General features: G+C 72.9%; 16 protein-coding genes and 1 pseudogene. 7 read left to right on the forward strand and 10 right to left on the reverse strand.

Annotated elements, in window-relative coordinates:
- Window positions 1–58 precede the first annotated feature (58 nt).
- Window positions 59–436 (forward strand): phage holin family protein, encoded by a 378-nt coding sequence (locus AB0761_RS19180; protein WP_377270295.1) that lies wholly within the window; start codon window positions 59–61, stop codon window positions 434–436.
- A gap of 249 nt (window positions 437–685) precedes the next feature.
- A complete protein-coding gene (locus tag AB0761_RS19185) occupies window positions 686–1,234 on the forward strand; it encodes an NUDIX domain-containing protein (RefSeq protein WP_377270296.1) in 549 nt (182 codons plus the stop codon).
- A gap of 106 nt (window positions 1,235–1,340) precedes the next feature.
- On the opposite strand, the gene AB0761_RS19190 is transcribed toward AB0761_RS19185, so the two are convergent.
- The 6 genes from AB0761_RS19190 to pdhA form a co-directional block, all read right to left on the reverse strand.
- A complete protein-coding gene (locus AB0761_RS19190) occupies window positions 1,341–2,711 on the reverse strand; it encodes a globin domain-containing protein (RefSeq protein WP_377270297.1) in 1,371 nt (456 codons plus the stop codon).
- Between the two features lie 648 nt (window positions 2,712–3,359).
- Window positions 3,360–3,707, reverse strand: a complete 348-nt coding sequence (gene trxA / locus AB0761_RS19195; RefSeq protein ID WP_377270298.1) for a thioredoxin — start codon at window positions 3,705–3,707, stop codon at window positions 3,360–3,362.
- 32 nt (window positions 3,708–3,739) lie between these two features.
- Window positions 3,740–4,141, reverse strand: a complete 402-nt coding sequence (locus tag AB0761_RS19200) for a MerR family transcriptional regulator (protein ID WP_377270299.1) — start codon at window positions 4,139–4,141, stop codon at window positions 3,740–3,742.
- A gap of 94 nt (window positions 4,142–4,235) precedes the next feature.
- Window positions 4,236–5,540, reverse strand: a complete 1,305-nt coding sequence (locus AB0761_RS19205; RefSeq protein ID WP_377270300.1) for a dihydrolipoamide acetyltransferase family protein — start codon at window positions 5,538–5,540, stop codon at window positions 4,236–4,238.
- 5 nt (window positions 5,541–5,545) lie between these two features.
- A complete protein-coding gene (locus tag AB0761_RS19210) occupies window positions 5,546–6,559 on the reverse strand; it encodes an alpha-ketoacid dehydrogenase subunit beta (protein ID WP_377270301.1) in 1,014 nt (337 codons plus the stop codon).
- The gene (gene pdhA, locus AB0761_RS19215; RefSeq protein WP_377270302.1) at window positions 6,556–7,722 is read right to left on the reverse strand and encodes a pyruvate dehydrogenase (acetyl-transferring) E1 component subunit alpha; all 1,167 of its coding nucleotides are present in this window, start codon (window positions 7,720–7,722) and stop codon (window positions 6,556–6,558) included. The genes AB0761_RS19210 and pdhA overlap by 4 nt, the downstream gene beginning before the upstream one ends.
- A 218-nt stretch (window positions 7,723–7,940) precedes the next feature.
- Here pdhA and AB0761_RS19220 point away from each other — a divergent pair, with 218 nt between their 5' ends.
- The gene (locus tag AB0761_RS19220; protein WP_377270303.1) at window positions 7,941–8,546 is read left to right on the forward strand and encodes an Lrp/AsnC family transcriptional regulator; all 606 of its coding nucleotides are present in this window, start codon (window positions 7,941–7,943) and stop codon (window positions 8,544–8,546) included.
- 10 nt (window positions 8,547–8,556) lie between these two features.
- Here AB0761_RS19220 and AB0761_RS19225 read toward each other — a convergent pair.
- Window positions 8,557–9,197, reverse strand: a pseudogene (locus tag AB0761_RS19225) (TetR/AcrR family transcriptional regulator).
- Between the two features lie 167 nt (window positions 9,198–9,364).
- Between AB0761_RS19225 and paaN the strand changes: the two are divergent.
- The gene (gene paaN, locus AB0761_RS19230) at window positions 9,365–11,077 is read left to right on the forward strand and encodes a phenylacetic acid degradation protein PaaN (RefSeq protein ID WP_377270304.1); all 1,713 of its coding nucleotides are present in this window, start codon (window positions 9,365–9,367) and stop codon (window positions 11,075–11,077) included.
- 161 nt (window positions 11,078–11,238) lie between these two features.
- Here the strand turns inward: paaN and AB0761_RS19235 are convergent, their stop codons facing one another.
- Entirely contained in the window at window positions 11,239–12,486 is a 1,248-nt protein-coding gene (locus tag AB0761_RS19235; protein ID WP_377270305.1) for a glycosyltransferase, read from the reverse strand.
- A 64-nt stretch (window positions 12,487–12,550) separates the two neighbouring features.
- Complete coding sequence (locus AB0761_RS19240) at window positions 12,551–13,129, reverse strand: TetR family transcriptional regulator (RefSeq protein ID WP_377270306.1); 579 nt, start codon at window positions 13,127–13,129, stop codon at window positions 12,551–12,553.
- A 118-nt stretch (window positions 13,130–13,247) separates the two neighbouring features.
- Between AB0761_RS19240 and AB0761_RS19245 the strand changes: the two genes are divergently transcribed.
- Window positions 13,248–14,723, forward strand: a complete 1,476-nt coding sequence (locus AB0761_RS19245) for an FAD-dependent monooxygenase (protein WP_377270307.1) — start codon at window positions 13,248–13,250, stop codon at window positions 14,721–14,723.
- 19 nt (window positions 14,724–14,742) lie between these two features.
- On the opposite strand, the gene AB0761_RS19250 is transcribed toward AB0761_RS19245, so the two are convergent.
- Window positions 14,743–15,303 (reverse strand): CGNR zinc finger domain-containing protein, encoded by a 561-nt coding sequence (locus tag AB0761_RS19250; protein WP_377270308.1) that lies wholly within the window; start codon window positions 15,301–15,303, stop codon window positions 14,743–14,745.
- Between the two features lie 102 nt (window positions 15,304–15,405).
- Here AB0761_RS19250 and AB0761_RS19255 point away from each other — a divergent pair, with 102 nt between their 5' ends.
- Both AB0761_RS19255 and AB0761_RS19260 read left to right on the forward strand, forming a co-directional pair.
- Window positions 15,406–15,861 (forward strand): VOC family protein, encoded by a 456-nt coding sequence (locus AB0761_RS19255; protein ID WP_377270309.1) that lies wholly within the window; start codon window positions 15,406–15,408, stop codon window positions 15,859–15,861.
- 14 nt (window positions 15,862–15,875) lie between these two features.
- A complete protein-coding gene (locus tag AB0761_RS19260) occupies window positions 15,876–16,790 on the forward strand; it encodes a pyridoxamine 5'-phosphate oxidase family protein (protein ID WP_377270310.1) in 915 nt (304 codons plus the stop codon).
- Window positions 16,791–16,794: the final 4 nt, after the last annotated feature.

The raw sequence follows: 16,794 nt of genomic DNA on the forward strand, positions 1-16,794 counted from the left end.
CCAGCCGGCAGGCCATGGGGCTTCCGGTCGGGGACCTGCGGCTGCGACGATCACCGCCATGAAGAGCTTTGTGGTGAAGACGCTGATCAACGCGGCAGCCATCTGGGTCGCCGCCTGGATTGTCGACGGGATCTCCCTCTCCGGCGGCTCGACCTGGCACAAGGTGCTGACCGCGGTGCTGGTGGCGCTGGTCTTCGGGGTGGTGAACTGGATCATCAAGCCGGTGGTGAAGCTGCTGTCGCTGCCGCTGTTCATCCTCACCCTGGGGCTGATCACCTTTGTGATCAACGGGCTGATGCTCTGGCTCACCTCGTGGGCCTCGGGCCGGCTCAGCCTGGACTTCCATGTGGACGGCGTATGGACCGCCCTGCTGGGTGCCCTGATCATCAGCATTGTGTCCTGGGGCCTGCACCTCGCCTTCGGCGACGACGACTGAGCACCCTTCCCTCCGATGACCGGCTGCCGCGGGCGGCCGGAGGCTCCGCCAGGGTCTCCGGCCGCCCGCGGCACTTCGCGCGGTCCCGGGTGCGCAGCGCTGCGGCGCACCGTACGCGCACCGTGCCTGACCCGCACCACGGGGGGGTTTCACCGCCCCCGATGCGCGGCAGAATCCCCGGCAACAGCCGTCACTGCTGCCGCTCACAGCCAGAACCGCCCCGTCCACCGGGGCCGCCCGGAGGTGACCATGGGCTCCACAGCCCACCGCCCTGTGGTGAAGCGCACCGCCCGCGCCATCGTGCTCGACCTGGACCCTGCCGACCCCTCGGGCCCCGCCTCGATCATCCTCATCAAACGCACCCGGCCGGGGTGCACGCCGTACTGGGTCACCCCCGGCGGCGGGGTGGACCCCGGCGACTCCAGCGTGGTGGAGGCGCTGCACCGGGAGGTCGACGAGGAGATCGGCGGCAAGGTCGGCGATGTGGTGCCGGCCTTTGTGGACACGGTGCTGCATCCCCAGCACCACCCCGGGAACGCCACCGCCGGCAACGGCCCCCCGGCCCCTCCGCACGGCGTCAAGGTGCAGCACTTCTTCGCCTGCCGGCTGGAGTCCATGGATCCGGCACGCCGGCACGGGCCGGAGATGGATCACCCGGTGGGTGAGTACGAGGTGGTCCGGCTGCCCTTCACCCGCGAGGGCGTGACCTCGGTCAATGTGGTGCCGCCGTCACTGCGGGCGTATCTCGCGGCCAATATCGAGGGCATCCGGGCGCTGCTGGCCTCCGATCTGACCTGATCCGGCCGGGCCGGTACCCCGCGCACCGGGGCGGACCCGGCGCGGCGGCCCCGGCAACGGCACCGGTGGCACCGGGGCCGGCGGCCGGGTCCGCCAGGCCGCCGGTTCAAGCTGTGGTCGCGGCGCCCAGGTCATGGCGGATGCGCTCGCCCGCGACCCCGGCGCGCAGCAGGGCGTCCACCCCGCGGCGCACCATGGCCGCCGGACCACTGAGATAGGCGTCGTACTCGTCCCACGGCCCATGGGCCTCGACCACCTCCGGCAGCGTCCCGGCAAGGCCCAGGGTGCGCTGGTCGGAGATCACCGGGTGCACCGACAGCCAGGGGTGCTGCTGGGAGAGCCTGAGCATCGGCTGCAGCTCATAGAGCTCCTCGTTGCGGCGGGCCCCGTAGAAGACCTGGACCCGCCGGTCTCCCGCACCCTGTTCGGCGACCTCCTCCACCAGGGCCCTGATCGGAGCGATACCGGTGCCGCCGCCCAGGCAGAGCAGGTTGCCGCCGGCGTTGTGGTCCACCACCATGCCGCCCTCCGGCGGCCCCAGCCGCAGGACGTCGCCGGGCCGGGCGCGGTGCACCAGCGCATTGCTGACCCAGCCGGCCGGGACCGCCTTGACATGGAAGGTGAGCAGACCGTCGGGGCGGGGGGCACAGGCGATGGAGTAGCTCCGCCACACCCTGGGCCACCAGGGGGTCTCCAGCGGTGTGTACTGGCCCGCGCGGTAGGGGTAGGGCTGGTCGGGCCGCACGGTGACGACGGCGATCTCCCGGGTGCGCTGTTCATGGGAGACGATCTCGGCCTGCCACCAGGAGGGGCCGGCCGCGGTGTCCTCGCCGGTGCCCCGCATGATGCGGGAGATCAGGCCGTAGACCCGCCGCCAGGCGGTCTCCGTCCGGGCGTCCCAGCGGTTGCCGCAGTAGCGGGCGAGCGCGGAGAGCAGGCACTCCCCGAACGGGCCGTAGTGCTCCGCGGCGACCCCGTAGCGGCGGTGGCTGCGGCCCACGGGGTACAGCTGCCGGGCGAGTGCTGCCGGGTCGGCGGCGCTGCGGGCGGCGGCGAGCAGAGCACGGAAGAGCCGGTCGCGCTGGACGTCCATGGCGGCGGGGAAGAGCGACCGCAGCTCGGGGTGGTTGAGGAAGAGCAGGGCGTAGAAGTGTGCGGTGGCCCGCTCGGCGACCGGTTCCAGGACGCCCAGGGAGACACGGACCAGTTCCAGGTCACCGGGGGTGGGGTCGTCGGCGGCCTGGCTCTCCGGGGTGCGCGCCGGGACAGCCGCACTGGGCAGGGCCAGCTGCGCGGAGGGACGCGCGGTCGGCTCCGGGACGCCCCAGGCCCGGCTCCAGTGGTCGCCCGGCCCTGCCCAGTTGAGGCCGGGGGCGCGGGTGATCAGCGGCTCGATGGGCGGTCGGGACGTGGCTGCGGGGTAGGCCGCCGGACGCGGCGCGGCCGGCGGCTTCGGCGGCAGCAGTACGGCGGCCACGGGCACCGGCGGCGGGGGAACCGGTGCGGCCGGCGCAGGCGGCGGGGGAACCGGTGCGGCCGGCGCAGGCGGCGGGGGAACCGGTGCGGCCGGCGCAGGCGGTGCCGGCGCGGGCATCGCTGCCGCGAGTGTGATGGGGACGGCCGTCACCGACACGGGCACCGGCGGTGGGGGCACAGCCGGCGGTGCCGTGGGCGGTGTGGGAAAGGGTGCCTCCGGCGCAGGCGGCGGGGGCGCAGATGCCGCTGCTGCGAGGGGCTCCACCGGGACCTCGATAACGGTCAGCGACTCCCGGGCAGCGGTTGCCGTCATACCCGGTACCGCTGCGGGCGTGGTGGAACCCACCCCCGCGCGCACCAGGACCGGCGCGGCGGTCCCCCGGTGCCGCGCGCTGCCCCGGCCCTGGTCCGGCTCGGTCGTCAGAGCTTCCATGGTCGGCCTCGACTCCGCAATGCAGAAACAATTCTTCGAATCTGATCACTTTTGATCGGCGGAATTCAGAATGCGTCCCAGCCAACAAGGGAAGAATTCCGTTCGATCCTCAGCCTTACATGTCAGCTCAGCTCATCCGACAAAGAGCGTGAATTACCCGGCGCGCGCATCATCGGCGCGCTACCCTCGCGCGGAAGCGCCCCCGCCGTCACACCCTCAGAGGACGTCGGCGATTTCCTGCATCAGCCGCCGCTTGGCCCTGGCCCCCACCATCGACCGCACCGGCTCCCCCGCCCGGAACACCATCAGCGTCGGCATCGACAGCACCCCGTACGCCGCCGTGGTCTCCGGATTGGCATCCACATCCAGCACCGCCACCCGCAGCCGGCCCGCCTCCTCCCGGGCGATGTCCGCCAGTACCGGCGCCAGCATCCGGCACGGCGGGCACCACGACGCGGTGAACTCCACCAGTACCGGCAGCTCCTCGGCCAACACCTCGGCTGCGAAGTCTCCATCCGTGACGGTGCGCACCGCGCCGCCGTCAGTGGCCGGACCGTGCTCCATCTGCTGCTCCCCTTGTCTCGTCCGGTGACCGGTCACAGACCCGGGTGCGGTGTCAGCTCGCACCGGGGCTCGGGTACCGAGCGGGCGGAGTCCGCCGTGGCCAGCTGGTGCCGCAACTGCTCGCGCACACCTTCCAGCCGGGCGATACAGGAGTCCAACTCGGCTAGCTTGCGGCGGTAGACCTCCAGCGACGCCGGGCAGGCGTCACCGGCGTCATGGCCCGCACGCAGGCACTCCACAAAAGGCCGGGTCTCCTCCAGCCCGAAGCCGAAGTCCAGCAGCCCGCGGATCTCGCGCACCAGCCGGAGATCGTCCTCGTCGTACTCGCGGTACCCGTTGACCGCACGCCGGGCGCTGAGCAGCCCGCGCGACTCGTAGTACCGCAGCGTGCGGGTGGATGTCCCCGCACGCTGCGCCAGCTCACCGATTCGCATGGCCCGCTCCTCCCGGCTGCGCCGTCGAGTCGACGGTAGACCTTGACGCCGACGTCAACGCCAGCCGGTGGAAGGGGTCGGAGACAGGAAGGGGTCAGAGATATCTGAGCAGCTCCCCCGGGTTCTCCACGCAGTCGGCGACGAAGCGGAGGAAGCCGCCGGCGGTTCCGCCGTCGCAGACCCGGTGGTCGAAGGTGAAGGAGAGCTGGGTGACCTGGCGTACGGCCAGCTCACCGTCGTGCACCCAGGGCTTGGCGGCGATCCGGCCGACGCCGAGCATCGCGGCCTCCGGGTGGTTGATGATCGGGGTGGAGCCGTCGACGCCGAAGACGCCGTAGTTGTTGAGGGTGAAGGTGCCGCCGGTGAGCTCCGCCGGGGTGAGGCTGCCCGTCCGGGCGGCCTCGGTCAGCCGGGCCATCTCGGCGGCCAGCTGCTCGGTGGTCAGCAGCTGGGCGTCGCGTACCACCGGCACCATCAGGCCACGCTCCGTCTGCGCCGCGAAGCCGAGGTGGACCGCCCGATGGCGGCGGATCCCGGTGGGGGTGCCGTCCGGCTCGGTCACCACGCTGGCGTTCAGGTCCGGGTGGCGGGCCAGGGCCGCGGTGCAGATCCGGGCGAGCAGCGGGAGCAGTCCGATCCGGGGTGCGGCGGCGCGGGCCGCCAGCTGGTCCTTCAGGGCCAGCAGTCCGGTGGCGTCGGCGTCCACCCAGCAGGTGGCGTCGGGGATCTCCCGACGGCTGCGGGAGAGCTTCTCGGCCACCGTGCGGCGCAGCCCACGCAGGGGCACCACATCGTCGTCCCAGGCCACGGCCGGTTCGGGGGCGGCAGCGGAGGTTTCACGTGAAACAACGGCAGCCGCCGCACGGGTGACGTCGGCGCGCAGGATGAGTCCGTCCGGACCGCTGCCGCTGACCGTGGCCAGGTCGACACCGAGCTCCCGGGCGGTCCGGCGGACCAGTGGCGAGATCACCGGCAGCGGCCCGCTGCGCGCCGGCCGCGGGGCCGGCTGTGCGGTCGGCTGCGGAGCGGGCACGGCGGCGGGCCGGGTCTGGACGGGCCGCACCCGGCGACGCCGGGGCGCGGCGGAGTGGCCCGCCGTGCCGTAGCCCACCAGGACATTGCCGGACCCTCCGGCGTCGTCATCGCCCTCGGAGGCGGCCACCGCCACGGTGACCAGCGGGGCCCCGACGGGCACCTCCTCGCCGACCGCGCCGAAGCGCGCGGTGACCACACCGCCGTAGGGGCAGGGCACCTCGACGCTGGCCTTGGCCGTCTCCACCTCCACCACCGGCTGGTCCACCGCGACCACCTCGCCGACCTCCACCAGCCAGCGGATGATCTCGGCTCCGGTCAGTCCCTCGCCCAGATCGGGCAGGGTGAACTCGCGCACCACGGGCATCGGGCTCAGTCCTCCCACTGCAGACGGGCCACCGCGTCCAGGATCCGCTCCACCCCTGGCAGATGGTGGCGCTCCAGCATCGGCGGCGGATAGGGGATGTCGAATCCGGTGACCCGCAGCACCGGGGCCTCCAGATGGTGGAAGCAGCGCTCGGTGACCCGGGCTGCGATCTCCGCGCCGACCCCGGCGAAGCCGGACGCCTCGTGCACCACCACCGCACGCCCGACGCTCCGGACCACCTCGCAGACCGTGCGGTCGTCGAACGGGACCAGGGTGCGCAGATCCAGCACACCCACGTCCCAGCCCTCCTCGGCGGCCGCCTCCGCGGCCTCCAGGCAGACCGGCAGGGAGGGCCCATAGGTGATCAGCACAGCGGAGGTCCCGGGCCGGCGCAGCTGCGCACGGCCGAGCGGGGCGACCGCTGCGGGGCTCTCGGGGCTCCAAGCGGACTTGGACCAGTAGAGCCGCTTGGGCTCCAGCACCACCACCGGGTCGTCGGACGCTATGGCGGCCCGCATCAGGCCGTAGGCGTCCTCGACGGTGGCCGGGGTGACCACCTGCAGCCCAGGGGTGTGGGCGTAGTAGGCCTCGGAGGAGTCGCTGTGGTGCTCCACCCCGCCGATGCCGCCGCCGTAGGGGACCCGGATGGTGATCGGCAGCGGCAGCCGGCCGGCGGTGCGGTTGCGCATCTTGGCGACATGTGAGACCAGCTGCTCGAAGGCCGGATACGCAAAGGCGTCGAACTGCATCTCCACCACCGGACGCAGCCCGTACATGGCCATGCCGACGGCGGTGCCGAGGATCCCCGCCTCGGCCAGCGGGGTGTCGGTGCAGCGGTCGTCGCCGAACTCGGCGGCCAGACCGTCGGTGATCCGGAAGACTCCGCCCAGGGTGCCGACGTCCTCACCGAGGATGTGCACGGCCGGGTCGTCGCGCAGTGCATGGCGCAGCGCGGTGTTGAAGGCCTGCGCCATGGTGGCGGTGGTGGCCGCGGCGGGGGTGCTGGTCGCGGTGGTCATCGGGCGGCCGCCTCGGCTCGGAGCTCCGCGGCCAGCAGGTCTGCCTGCTCGCGCAGTTGCGGGGTGGGTTCCGCGTAGACATGGGCGAAGAGGCTCATCGGGTCCAGCGCGGGGTCGGTGTGGAACTCCTCGCGCATCCGCGCCGCGAGCTGCTCGGCCGCGTCGGCGGCTGCGCGCACGGCGGCGTCGTCCAGCAGTCCGGCGTCACGGAGGTGGCGCTCCATCAGCTGGACCGGGTCGTGCTCGCGCCAGGCGGCGACCTCGTCCTCGGTGCGGTAGCGGCCCGCGTCGTCGGCGTTGGTGTGGGCGTCCAGGCGGTAGGTGACGGCCTCCACCAGGACCGGGCCCCGGCCGGAGCGGGCGTGCTCGACGGCCTCGCTGAGCACGGTGTGGACGGCGGCGGCGTCATTGCCGTCGACCAGGCGTCCCACCATGCCGTAGCCGACCGCCTTGTGGGCGAGGGTCGGTGCGGCGGACTGCTTGGCGAGCGGTACCGAGATGGCATAGCCGTTGTTCTGCACCAGGAAGACCACGGGTGCGCCCAGGACCGCGGCGAAGTTGAGCGCCTCGTGGAAGTCGCCCTCGCTGGTGCCGCCGTCGCCGACCAGCGCGAGGGCTACCGTGTCGGTGCCGCGCAGCCGGGCGGCGTGGGCCAGTCCGACGGCGTGCGGAGCCTGGGTGGCCAGCGGGGTGGAGAGCGGTGCGGTGCGCCAGGCCGTCGGGTCCCAGCCGCTGTGGGCGTCGCCGCGCAGCAGGGTGAGCGCCTCCAGCGGGTCGACTCCGCGGGAGACCACGGCGAGGGTGTCGCGGTAGCTGGGGAAGAGCCAGTCGTCCTGCCGCAGCACGGCGGCTGCGGCGACCTGGCAGGCCTCCTGGCCGGTGGAGGCCGGGTAGACGGCGAGACGGCCCTGCTTGGTGAGGGTGGTCGCCTGCTGGTTGTAGCGGCGTCCGGCGACCAGGCGGCGGTAGAGGTCCCGGAGCAGGGCGGGGTCCAGCGCGGCCGCGGCGGCGGTGCCCAGAATCCGCACGGGGGCGGCGTCGGGGAGCAGCGGGGCGGGGTCGGTGCGCGGCGCCCTGGCGTCGGGCTGCCACGGGGGCGGCACCTGGTGCTCCGGTGCCGGGCGGGGGCCGGTGGCGCCCGGCGGCTGGTCCAGGACGGTCATCCGGAACACCTCCGTGTGGGTGGGGAAGCTCGCACGATCCGGCATCGGTGGTGCCGGAGGGACTGCGGTGGCCATGAGTGGCGCGGGTCACGCTTCTCTCCCTACCGATTGTTCGGTCGTGCTCTCACTTTGGCCACAGAGCTGCACAAGTGGTGGACAAACTGCCGAGTCGGCGGTCGACTGGAGGCAGGACGTCCACATCGGGAGGGCAGTGGGATATGCCCGCTGAACAGATGGCAGGGGGCGGCGGCTCCCGCGCGGAGATGCAGCCGGACTCACAGACGATTCGGGCCGGTCACGGGGCGGGCCCGACGGGTGCACACGGCACCGCCGGGGCGAACGGCGGCGGCCCGGGCGGCACCGGGGCCGGGGGCCGGTCCCTGGACCGGATAGACCGGGCCATCCTGCGGCTGCTGCAACAGGACGGCCGGGCATCGATCCGCTCGGTCGCCGAGCGGGTCCATGTGTCCAGGGCCAATGCCTACGCCCGGATCGCACGGATGATGGAGGACGGGGTGATCCGCGGCTTCACCGCCCGGGTCGACCATGAGCGGGCCGGGCACGGCGCCTCCGCCTATGTCACCTTGAAGATCGTGCAGAACTCCTGGCGCACCGTGCGGGAGCAGTTGCTGGCGCTCCCGGGAGTGGAGCACATCGCCCTGGTGAGCGGGGAGTTCGATGTGCTGCTGCTGGTGCACACGGTCGACAACCGGGCGCTGCGGGAGCTGGTGCTGGGACGCATCCAGAGCCTGCCCGCCGTGCTGGGCACCCAGACCCTGCTGGTCTTCGACGAGACCGACCAGCCGTCGGCGCTGCCCGAGTGAGAAGGAGGTCTCAGGGGGTGGCCCGCAGGCCTCCGAAGGCGAGACGGACCACCGCGTCCACGATCCGCTCGACGGCGACGGCATCGGCGGCCAAGGCCCCGCCGGCGCCGGGGTGGTACCACTCCGCGATGGAGTTGATCATGCCGAAGAGCAGCCGGGTGGCCAGCCGGGGCTCCACATCGGCGCGCAGGTCCCCGTCGGCCGCGGCCGCCCCCACCAGCTCCGCCACCCGGTGGTCGAAGTCGCGCCGCCGTCCCAGCGCCCACTGCTCGGTGGCGGGTTGCCCCGTACCCGCAGCAGCAGGGTGACATAGGGCAGCTCGGCCAGCAGCACCTCCGCGGTGCGGCGCACCACATGCTCCAGCCGCTCCACCGGACGGCCCGACATCGCGGCGGGCTCGTCGAGGATGGCGAAGAGCCCGTCCAGCGCCCGCCCCACGGCCAGCCTCAGCAGCTCCTCCTTACCGCGGACATGGTGGTAGATCGAGGACTTGGAGATGCCGGCGGCCCGTGAGAGGTCCTCCATCGACGTGCCGTCGTAGCCCCTGGTGTTGAAGACCTCGACGGTGACCGCGAGCAGCGTCTCCACGGTGTAGCTGTCCCGGCGCACGGCGGCTGTCGGCTCGGCGCCGCGGGCGGACGCGGGCGGCATGTTGTCGACCATGGGGACGAGTATCCACCGGTCGGCCGAGGGCCGACCCCCCGGACGGCAGGTTTCCCCGGGTGCACCGCCCGCCCCCCTGTGGACCGACCGATCATTCGGTTACGCTGAGATGCCGAGAGCTCCATCCCACCCTCCCAGCACGAGGAGCGCACACCATGGCAGCAGCGGACCGCGGCCCAGCACCCACCACCCCGGCCGTCGCCGAGCTGGTCGAACGGCACCGGGAGACGCTCGACACCGCACTCGCCGCGATCACCGCCAGGGACTACTGGTCGCCGTACCCGGAGATCCCCAAGGCCTACGGGGAGAGCGCGGCCGCCGAGGGCAAGGAGGCCTTCGACGCCCTGCTGGGCAAGCCCTTCGGGCTGGACCAGCCCGGCACCGACGGCGAAACCGGCGGCGAGGTCTCCCCGTACGGGACGGAGCTGGGCATCAGCTATCCGCACGCCGACCCGGAGGTGCTGATCGGCGCCGCCGTGGCCGCGATGCCCTCGTGGACCGCTGCCGGACCGCTCACCAGGGCCGTGGTCTGCCTGGAGATCCTGGCCAGGATCAATGCCCGCTCGCACGAGTTCGCCCAGGCCGTGATGCACACCACCGGCCAGGCCTACGGCATGGCCTTCCAGGCGGGCGGCCCGCACGCCCAGGACCGCGGCCTGGAAGCGGTGGCGTACGCCTACGCCGAGCAGACCCGGCTGCCCCGGCAGGCCGGCTGGACCAAGCCGCAGGGCAGGCGCGACCCGCTGGTGATGGAGAAGACCTTCACCGTCGTACCGCGCGGGGTGGCCCTGCTGGTGGGCTGCAACACCTTCCCCACCTGGAACGGCTACCCCGGTCTCTTCGCCTCGCTGGCCACCGGCAACCCCGTCGTCGTCAAGCCGCACCCCCGCGCCGTGCTGCCGCTGGCGCTGACCGTGCGGATCGCCCGGCAGGTGCTGACCGAGGCCGGCTTCGGCGCCGACCTGGTCACCCTGGCCGCCGAGCGGCCCGGGGAGGGCCTCGCCAAGGTGCTGGCGCTCCGCCCCGAGGTGCGGATCATCGACTACACCGGCTCCAGCGCCTTCGGCGAGTGGCTGGAGGCCAATGCGGTCCAGGCGCAGGTCTACACCGAGAAGGCCGGCGTCAACACCGCCGTCGTCGACTCCACCGACGACTACGCCGGAATGCTCGGCAACATCGCCTTCTCGCTCTCGCTCTACAGCGGGCAGATGTGCACCACCCCGCAGAACCTGCTGATCCCGCGCGGCGGCATCAGCACCGACCAGGGCGAGAAGTCCTACGACGAGGTGGTCGCCGATCTGGCTGCGGCGATCGGCGGCCTGCTGGGCGACGACACCCGCGCGGCGGCCATCCTCGGAGCGGTGGTCAACCCCGGTGTCGCCGAGCGGATCGGCCAGGCCGTGGACGGCTCGTACGGCGAACTCGCCCTCACCCCGCGCACGGTGGCCGTCCCGGAGTTCCCCGACGCCCTGGTGCGGACCCCCGCGCTGGTGAAGGCCGACGCCGCCAAGCCGGACGACGAGGCGGCGTTCCTCAGTGAGTGCTTCGGCCCGGTCTCCTTCGCGGTCGCGGTGGACTCCGCTGCCGACGCGGTGGAGCTGCTGCGCCGCACGGTCAAGGAGAAGGGCGCCATGACGGCCGCCGCCTGGACCACCTCGCCCGAGGTGGAGCAGGCCGTCGTCGACGCCTGTCTGGACGCGGGTGTCTCGCTGTCCCTCAACCTCACGGGCGGGGTCTACGCCAACCAGACCGCCGCCTTCTCCGACCTGCACGGCACCGGTGCCAACCCGGCGGCCAACTCGGCGTACTGCGACGCCGCGTTCGTCGCCAACCGCTTCCGCACCGTACAGATCCGCCGCCACAGCTGAGCAGGCAGGCCGGCTGCAGGCCGGCCCGGAGCCCCGGTGCGCCACCCTGCACCGGGGCTCCCCGCCCCGCACGGCCGGGCTCGGTGGAGCCGGCGGCCGGTACGGGGGGCTTCTCCGTCCGGGAGGCTTCTCCGTCCGGGGCGCTTCTCCGTCCGGGGCGCTCAGTCGCGGTGGCGGGCGGCGCGGCGCGGGTGGAAGACCCAGACCCGCATCAGTACGAAGCGGACCAGCGTGGCGAGCGCATTGGCCGCCACCAGCGCGCCCAGTTCCGCGGTGTGCGAGGCATCGGGGACGGCCAGCTGCACGGCGGCGATGGCGCCGCTGCTCAGCGCCAGGCCGATCAGGAAGGCGATACCGCCCTCCACCTGGTGCCTGAGCGCATCCCTGGCGCCGGTCACCCCGAAGGTGAAACGCCGGTTGGCGGCGGTGTTGGCAACCGCGGTCGCACCCAGCGCCAGGGCATTGGCCACCAGCGCCGGGACCAGTTGCCGCAGCCCCAGGTAGAGCAGCACATAGGCGAGCGTGGAGAGCGTCCCCACCGCCGCGAAGCTCGCCAGCTGCCACGGCAGTCCCGGGGGCAGCTTCGCCTGCTGCACCCGGGGCGGCACCGGCAGCCGGGCGGCACCGGAGAGCGAACGGCGGGCGACCCGGCCCATGCCCCTGAGGTCGTCGATCACCGTGCGGACGATGTCCACCCGGCTGTCCGGGTCGTCCACCCAGTCCACCGGGACCTCGTGGATGCGCAGCCCCGAGCGTTCGGCGAGCAGCAGCAGTTCCGTGTCGAAGAACCAGGCGTTGTCCTCGACCTCGGCCAGCAGCGCCTTGACGATCCCGGTGCGGGCCGCCTTGAAGCCGCACTGGGCGTCGGAGAACTTGGCCGCCATGGTCGCCCGCAGCAGCACGTTGTAGGTGCGGGAGATGAACTCGCGCTTGGGCCCGCGCACCACCGCGGAGCCCCGGTGCAGCCGGCTCCCGATGGCCAGGTCGCTGTGGCCGGAGAGCAGCGGTGCGACCAGCGGCAGAAAGGCCTCCAGTCCGGTGGAGAGGTCGACGTCCATGTAGGCGACGACATCGGCGTCGCTCTCCCCCCAGACCTGCCGCAGCGCCCGGCCGCGGCCCTTGAGGTCCAGGTGCACCGCGTGCACCTCGCGGAGTTCCGCGGCGAGGGCGGTGGCGACCTGCCAGGTGGCGTCGGTCGAGGCGTTGTCGGCGACGGTGATCCGGAAACGGTAGGGGAAGGTCTCCGCCAGATAGGAGTGCAGCCGGCGGACGCTGCCCTCCAGCACATGCTGCTCGTTGTAGACCGGGACGACCACCTCGACCAGTTTGGCGGTCACGGCTGTGCCGCCGTCGAGGAAGGGCTCCGGAGAGGCCGGTCCCACCGTGCCCCAGGTCGCTGTGTGGCTCATGGATGCGAGGCTCACATCGGCGGATGGGGCCTGGATGATGGCTGTCTGAGAGACGGCTGAGAACTCAGCGCGGCTCTGTCTGACGCACTGTCAGTACGGCCTCCACCAGTGGCCCGTACCGCGCCACCAGCTCCTCCCGCCCCATGGCCACCACCGGCGGCAGCCGCAGGACGTAGCGGCACATGGCCAGGCCGATCAGCTGGGCGGCGACCAGTGCGGCCAGCGCCGCAGCCTCCGCGGGGTCCGGCTCCAGGGCGGCGACGGCGGGGGCGACCTGCTCGGCGAAGATCCGCCGGGCGTGCTCGGCGGCGGCCTCGTTGGTGGCGGCCGAGCGCAGCATCACCTGGAGGGAGTCGCTGTCCTCCCAGCGGTCCAGGAAGTGGGCCACCAGCCCGCTGCCGACCTGGTCCGGCGGGAGGTCGGCGATGGCGGGAATCCGCAGGTCGAAGTCGGCCGCGGCGGCGAAGAGCCGCTGCTTGGAGCCGAAGTAGCGCATCACCATCGCCGGGTCGATCCGGGCGTCGGCGGCCACGGCGCGAATGGTGGTGCGGTCGTAGCCGTCGGCGGCGAAGCGCTCACGGGCGGCGTTCAGGATGGCGGCGCGGGTGGCGTCGGAGCGGCGCGGGCGGGGGGCGGAATTCACGTCAACAACTGTAGGCCAACAACCGTTGACATACCACCGGCGACGGTCCTAGCGTGGAAGTCAACAGGTGTTGACCGCGAGGGCCCAGCCCGGACCCCGCGAGCCCCAGGGGGCAGCCATGTCGAACCGCACCAGCACCAACAGCACCAGTGACGTCCTGGTCGTCGGCGCAGGCCCCACCGGCCTGCTGCTCGCCGGCGACCTCGCCGCGGCCGGGGTCACGGTCACCCTCCTGGAGCGCCGCGGCCAGGAGTCCAACCTGACCCGCGCCTTCGGGGTGCACGCCAGGACCCTTGAGGAGCTGGACGCCCGGGGGGTCGCCGAGGAACTGATCGCCACCGGCACCGCGCTCTCCTCGCTCCGCCTCTTCGGCCGGCTCCATCTCGACCTCTCCCGTCTGCGCAGCCGCTTCCCCTTTGTGCTGATCACCCCGCAGTACCGCACCGAGGAAGTGCTGCAGCGGCGCGCCGAGGCCGCCGGAGCCCGCATTCTGCGCGGCGCCGAGGTGGTCGCGCTGCGCCAGGACGAGGACGGCGTCGAGCTGGACGTCCGCGACGGCGACGGAGCGACCGCCACCCACCGGGCCCGCTATGCGGTCGGCGCCGACGGGGTGCGCAGCACCGTACGGCGGCTGCTGGGCCTGCCCTTCCCGGGCAGGTCGGTGGTCAGCTCGGTGATGCTCGCCGATGTCCGTCTGGAGCGCGCCCCCGACGAGGTGCTGGGCGTCGGCGCCACCGGTGAGGGGTTCGGCTTTGTGGCGCCGTTCGGCGACGGCTGGTACCGCGTCATCGCCTGGGACCGCCGCCGACAGCTCCCCGACGACGCCCCGGTCGACCCCGAGGAGCTGCGCGACGTACTGCGGCGCACCCTCGGCGACGACTACGGCATGCACGACCCCCGCTGGACGTCCCGCTTCCACAGCGACGAGCGGCAGGTCCCGCAGTACCGGGTCGGCCGGGTGCTACTGGCCGGCGATGCAGCGCACTGCCACTCCCCGGCCGGCGGCCTGGGCATGAACACCGGACTCCAGGACGCGGCCAACCTCGGGTGGAAGCTCGCCGCCGAGATCCACGGGCACGCCCCCGCCGGCCTGCTGGACACCTACCATGCCGAGCGCCACCCGGTGGGCGCCACCGTGCTGCGCGGCTCCGGAGCGCTGATCCGGGTCGCCCTGGCCCGCACCCCGGCCACCCGCGTCCTGCGGTCCGTGCTCAGCCGGGTCACCATGCTGGGCCCGCTCACCCAGGGTGCGGCGCGGCTGGTCTCCGGGATCGGCATCGGCTACCCGGCCCCCCGCGGTGCCCATCCGCTCACCGGCCGCCGGGTGCCCGACCTGCGCCTCGACGGGCATACGGGCGGGCCCGAACGGCTCTACCAGGCGTTGCGCGGCGGGGCGTTCGTCCTGGTCGGCGGAGCACCGCAGACCGCGGCCCCCTGGGGTGGCCGGGTGGTCGCCGCCGCACCGGCCGGTGGACTCACCACCACGGTGCTGGTCCGCCCCGACGGATACACCGCCTGGGCCGCCGACGGGCCCTCCCCGGACGAGGTCGAGGCGGCCCTGGGCGCCTGGCTGGGCGAGCCCGACACGTACTGACCCGGCGGTCCGCGGCCGTTCAGGCCTTGCTGCGCGCATAGTGCCGCGCGGCCTTGGCCCGGTTGCCGCAGCTGGCCATGGAGTGCCAGCGGCGGCGGCCGTTCTGCGAGTCGTCGAAGAAGAAGAGGATGCAGTCCGGGTCGGCGCAGCTGCGGATGCGGTCCGGACTGCGGCGCAGCAGCGTCAGGAAGTCGTCGACGGCGAGCCATGCCGCCAGCCATGCGGGGCTGTCCACCTCCAGGGTGTCCGCGGGCCCCTGGGGGGTCAGCTCCCTGCGCAGTCGCCCGTGCCGCAGCACCTCATTGAGCTCCTCGGTCGCGGCGGGCGGGGGAGCGGCCGGTTCGGCGGCCGCCGCGGCCAGCGCCTCGCGGGCGATCCGGGTGGCGGCCAGGGACACGCCGTCGGCGGTGCACCGGTCGGCCAGTCCTGCCGAGGAGAGCCAGATCTCGTAGCCCGCACGGTCCTTGAGCAGGTCGTTGGGCTCGGCGGTGCCCCTCCACCGGGTGTTCAGCAGGTCGAGGGAGAGCGGCTCGCCGATCAGCGGACGCGGATCGCGGGGGTCGGGCGTACGGCTGCTCATACCCAGAGTTTAGTTCTAACTGTTCAGATCGTGAGTAATGGTTGACCAGTGCTCCGCCTAACCGTTACGGTCGCTTGTATAAGTTAGAAGTGGAGAGCAGCCATGACGTCGTCCCTGCAGACCAGCCACATCGGCCTCAATGTCACCGACCTGGACCGCTCCATCGCCTTCTACCGGAGCCTGTTCTCCTTCGAGGTGGCCCGCGAGGGCAGTGGAGCCGACCGCCGCTTCGCCTTCCTCAGCCAGGAGGGGACGCTGGTGCTGACCCTCTGGGAGCAGAGCGAGGGCTCCTTCACCACCGGCTCCCCCGGTCTGCACCACCTCTCCTTCCAGGTCGACACCCTGGAGGAGGTCCGGGCCGCCGAGCGGAAGCTGCAGGAGCTGGGTGCCGCCTTCCAGTACGAAGGGGTGGTCCCGCACAGCGAGGGCAGTGCCTCGGGCGGGATCTTCTTCACCGATCCGGACGGCATCCGACTGGAGGTCCACACCCTCGCCGGCGTTGCCGAGACCGGCGCCGAGGCCCCGGTGCCTGCCGCTCCCACCTGCGGTTTCTTCTAGAGGGGGCACCGACCGTGGAGACCCCCGAGACGCCCTTCCACCCCGGTGAGATCACCGTCCAGCGACGGGCCGGGGTGCTCGATCAGGCCGGTCATGTCGGCCGTTCCGTCAGAGCGGTGATCCCTCCCGTCGCCGCACGCTTCCTGGCCGACCGGCGGATGCTGGTGGTCGGCGCGGCCGACGGCCGGGGACGGCTCTGGGCCACCATGCTGACGGGGCGTCCGGGATTCCTGGACGCCCCGGACCAGCGGACCCTCACGGTCGCCGCCCGGCCTGTCCCGGGCGATCCCCTGGAGGAGGTGCTCGCCGGACCGGCCAAGGTCGGCACCATCGCCCTCGAACCCGCCGGCCGCCGCCGTATGCGCCTCAACGGCCGCTCCCGGCCGCACCGCGGCGGCCTGCTGATCGACGCCGACCAGGTCTATTCCAACTGCCCCAAGTACATCCAGCGCCGCGAGGTGCTGGACCGCCCCGCCACGGCCGCGGATCCCGCTCCGGCCCGGTGGGGCACCTCCCTCGGCGTCGCACAGCAGCTGCGGATCGCCACCGCCGACACCTTCTTCATCGCCTCCGCCGACGGACCCGGCGACACCGACGCCTCCCACCGCGGCGGCAACCCCGGCTTTGTCGAGGTGGTCGCGCCGGACCGGCTGCGCTGGCCCGAGTACGCCGGCAACAACATGTTCATGACCCTGGGCAATCTGGAGGACCGCCCGCAGGCCGGCCTGCTCTTCCCCGACTGGGAGACCGGCACCTCGCTGCTGCTGTCCGGTACCGCCCGGGTCGACTGGACCGCCCCACAGGCGCCCGCCGTCGACTACACCGTCGACTCGGTGGCCGAACTCCCCACCGCCGGCCCGCTGCGCTGGTCCGAGCCGGAGTTCTCCCCGGCCAATCCACCGGTCGTCCGCTCCGGCCGCACCCGCTGAACCG

The sequence above is a fragment of the Peterkaempfera podocarpi genome (assembly GCF_042466665.1).
GTDB lineage: Bacteria > Actinomycetota > Actinomycetes > Streptomycetales > Streptomycetaceae > Peterkaempfera > Peterkaempfera podocarpi.

Bases quoted from the DNA above. Each gene is read 5' to 3' on its own strand.
- AB0761_RS19255 (WP_377270309.1), top strand. From the start codon at position 15,406: ATGACGTCGTCCCTGCAGACCAGCCACATCGGCCTCAATGTCACCGAC.
- AB0761_RS19205 (WP_377270300.1), bottom strand. From the start codon at position 5,540: ATGCCCGTGGTGCGCGAGTTCACCCTGCCCGATCTGGGCGAGGGACTG.
- AB0761_RS19210 (WP_377270301.1), bottom strand. From the start codon at position 6,559: ATGACCACCGCGACCAGCACCCCCGCCGCGGCCACCACCGCCACCATG.
- AB0761_RS19235 (WP_377270305.1), bottom strand. From the start codon at position 12,486: ATGAGCCACACAGCGACCTGGGGCACGGTGGGACCGGCCTCTCCGGAG.
- AB0761_RS19220 (WP_377270303.1), top strand. From the start codon at position 7,941: ATGCCCGCTGAACAGATGGCAGGGGGCGGCGGCTCCCGCGCGGAGATG.
- AB0761_RS19185 (WP_377270296.1), top strand. From the start codon at position 686: ATGGGCTCCACAGCCCACCGCCCTGTGGTGAAGCGCACCGCCCGCGCC.
- AB0761_RS19245 (WP_377270307.1), top strand. From the start codon at position 13,248: ATGTCGAACCGCACCAGCACCAACAGCACCAGTGACGTCCTGGTCGTC.
- pdhA (WP_377270302.1), bottom strand. From the start codon at position 7,722: ATGACCGTCCTGGACCAGCCGCCGGGCGCCACCGGCCCCCGCCCGGCA.
- AB0761_RS19180 (WP_377270295.1), top strand. From the start codon at position 59: ATGAAGAGCTTTGTGGTGAAGACGCTGATCAACGCGGCAGCCATCTGG.
- trxA (WP_377270298.1), bottom strand. From the start codon at position 3,707: ATGGAGCACGGTCCGGCCACTGACGGCGGCGCGGTGCGCACCGTCACG.
- paaN (WP_377270304.1), top strand. From the start codon at position 9,365: ATGGCAGCAGCGGACCGCGGCCCAGCACCCACCACCCCGGCCGTCGCC.
- AB0761_RS19200 (WP_377270299.1), bottom strand. From the start codon at position 4,141: ATGCGAATCGGTGAGCTGGCGCAGCGTGCGGGGACATCCACCCGCACG.
- AB0761_RS19250 (WP_377270308.1), bottom strand. From the start codon at position 15,303: ATGAGCAGCCGTACGCCCGACCCCCGCGATCCGCGTCCGCTGATCGGC.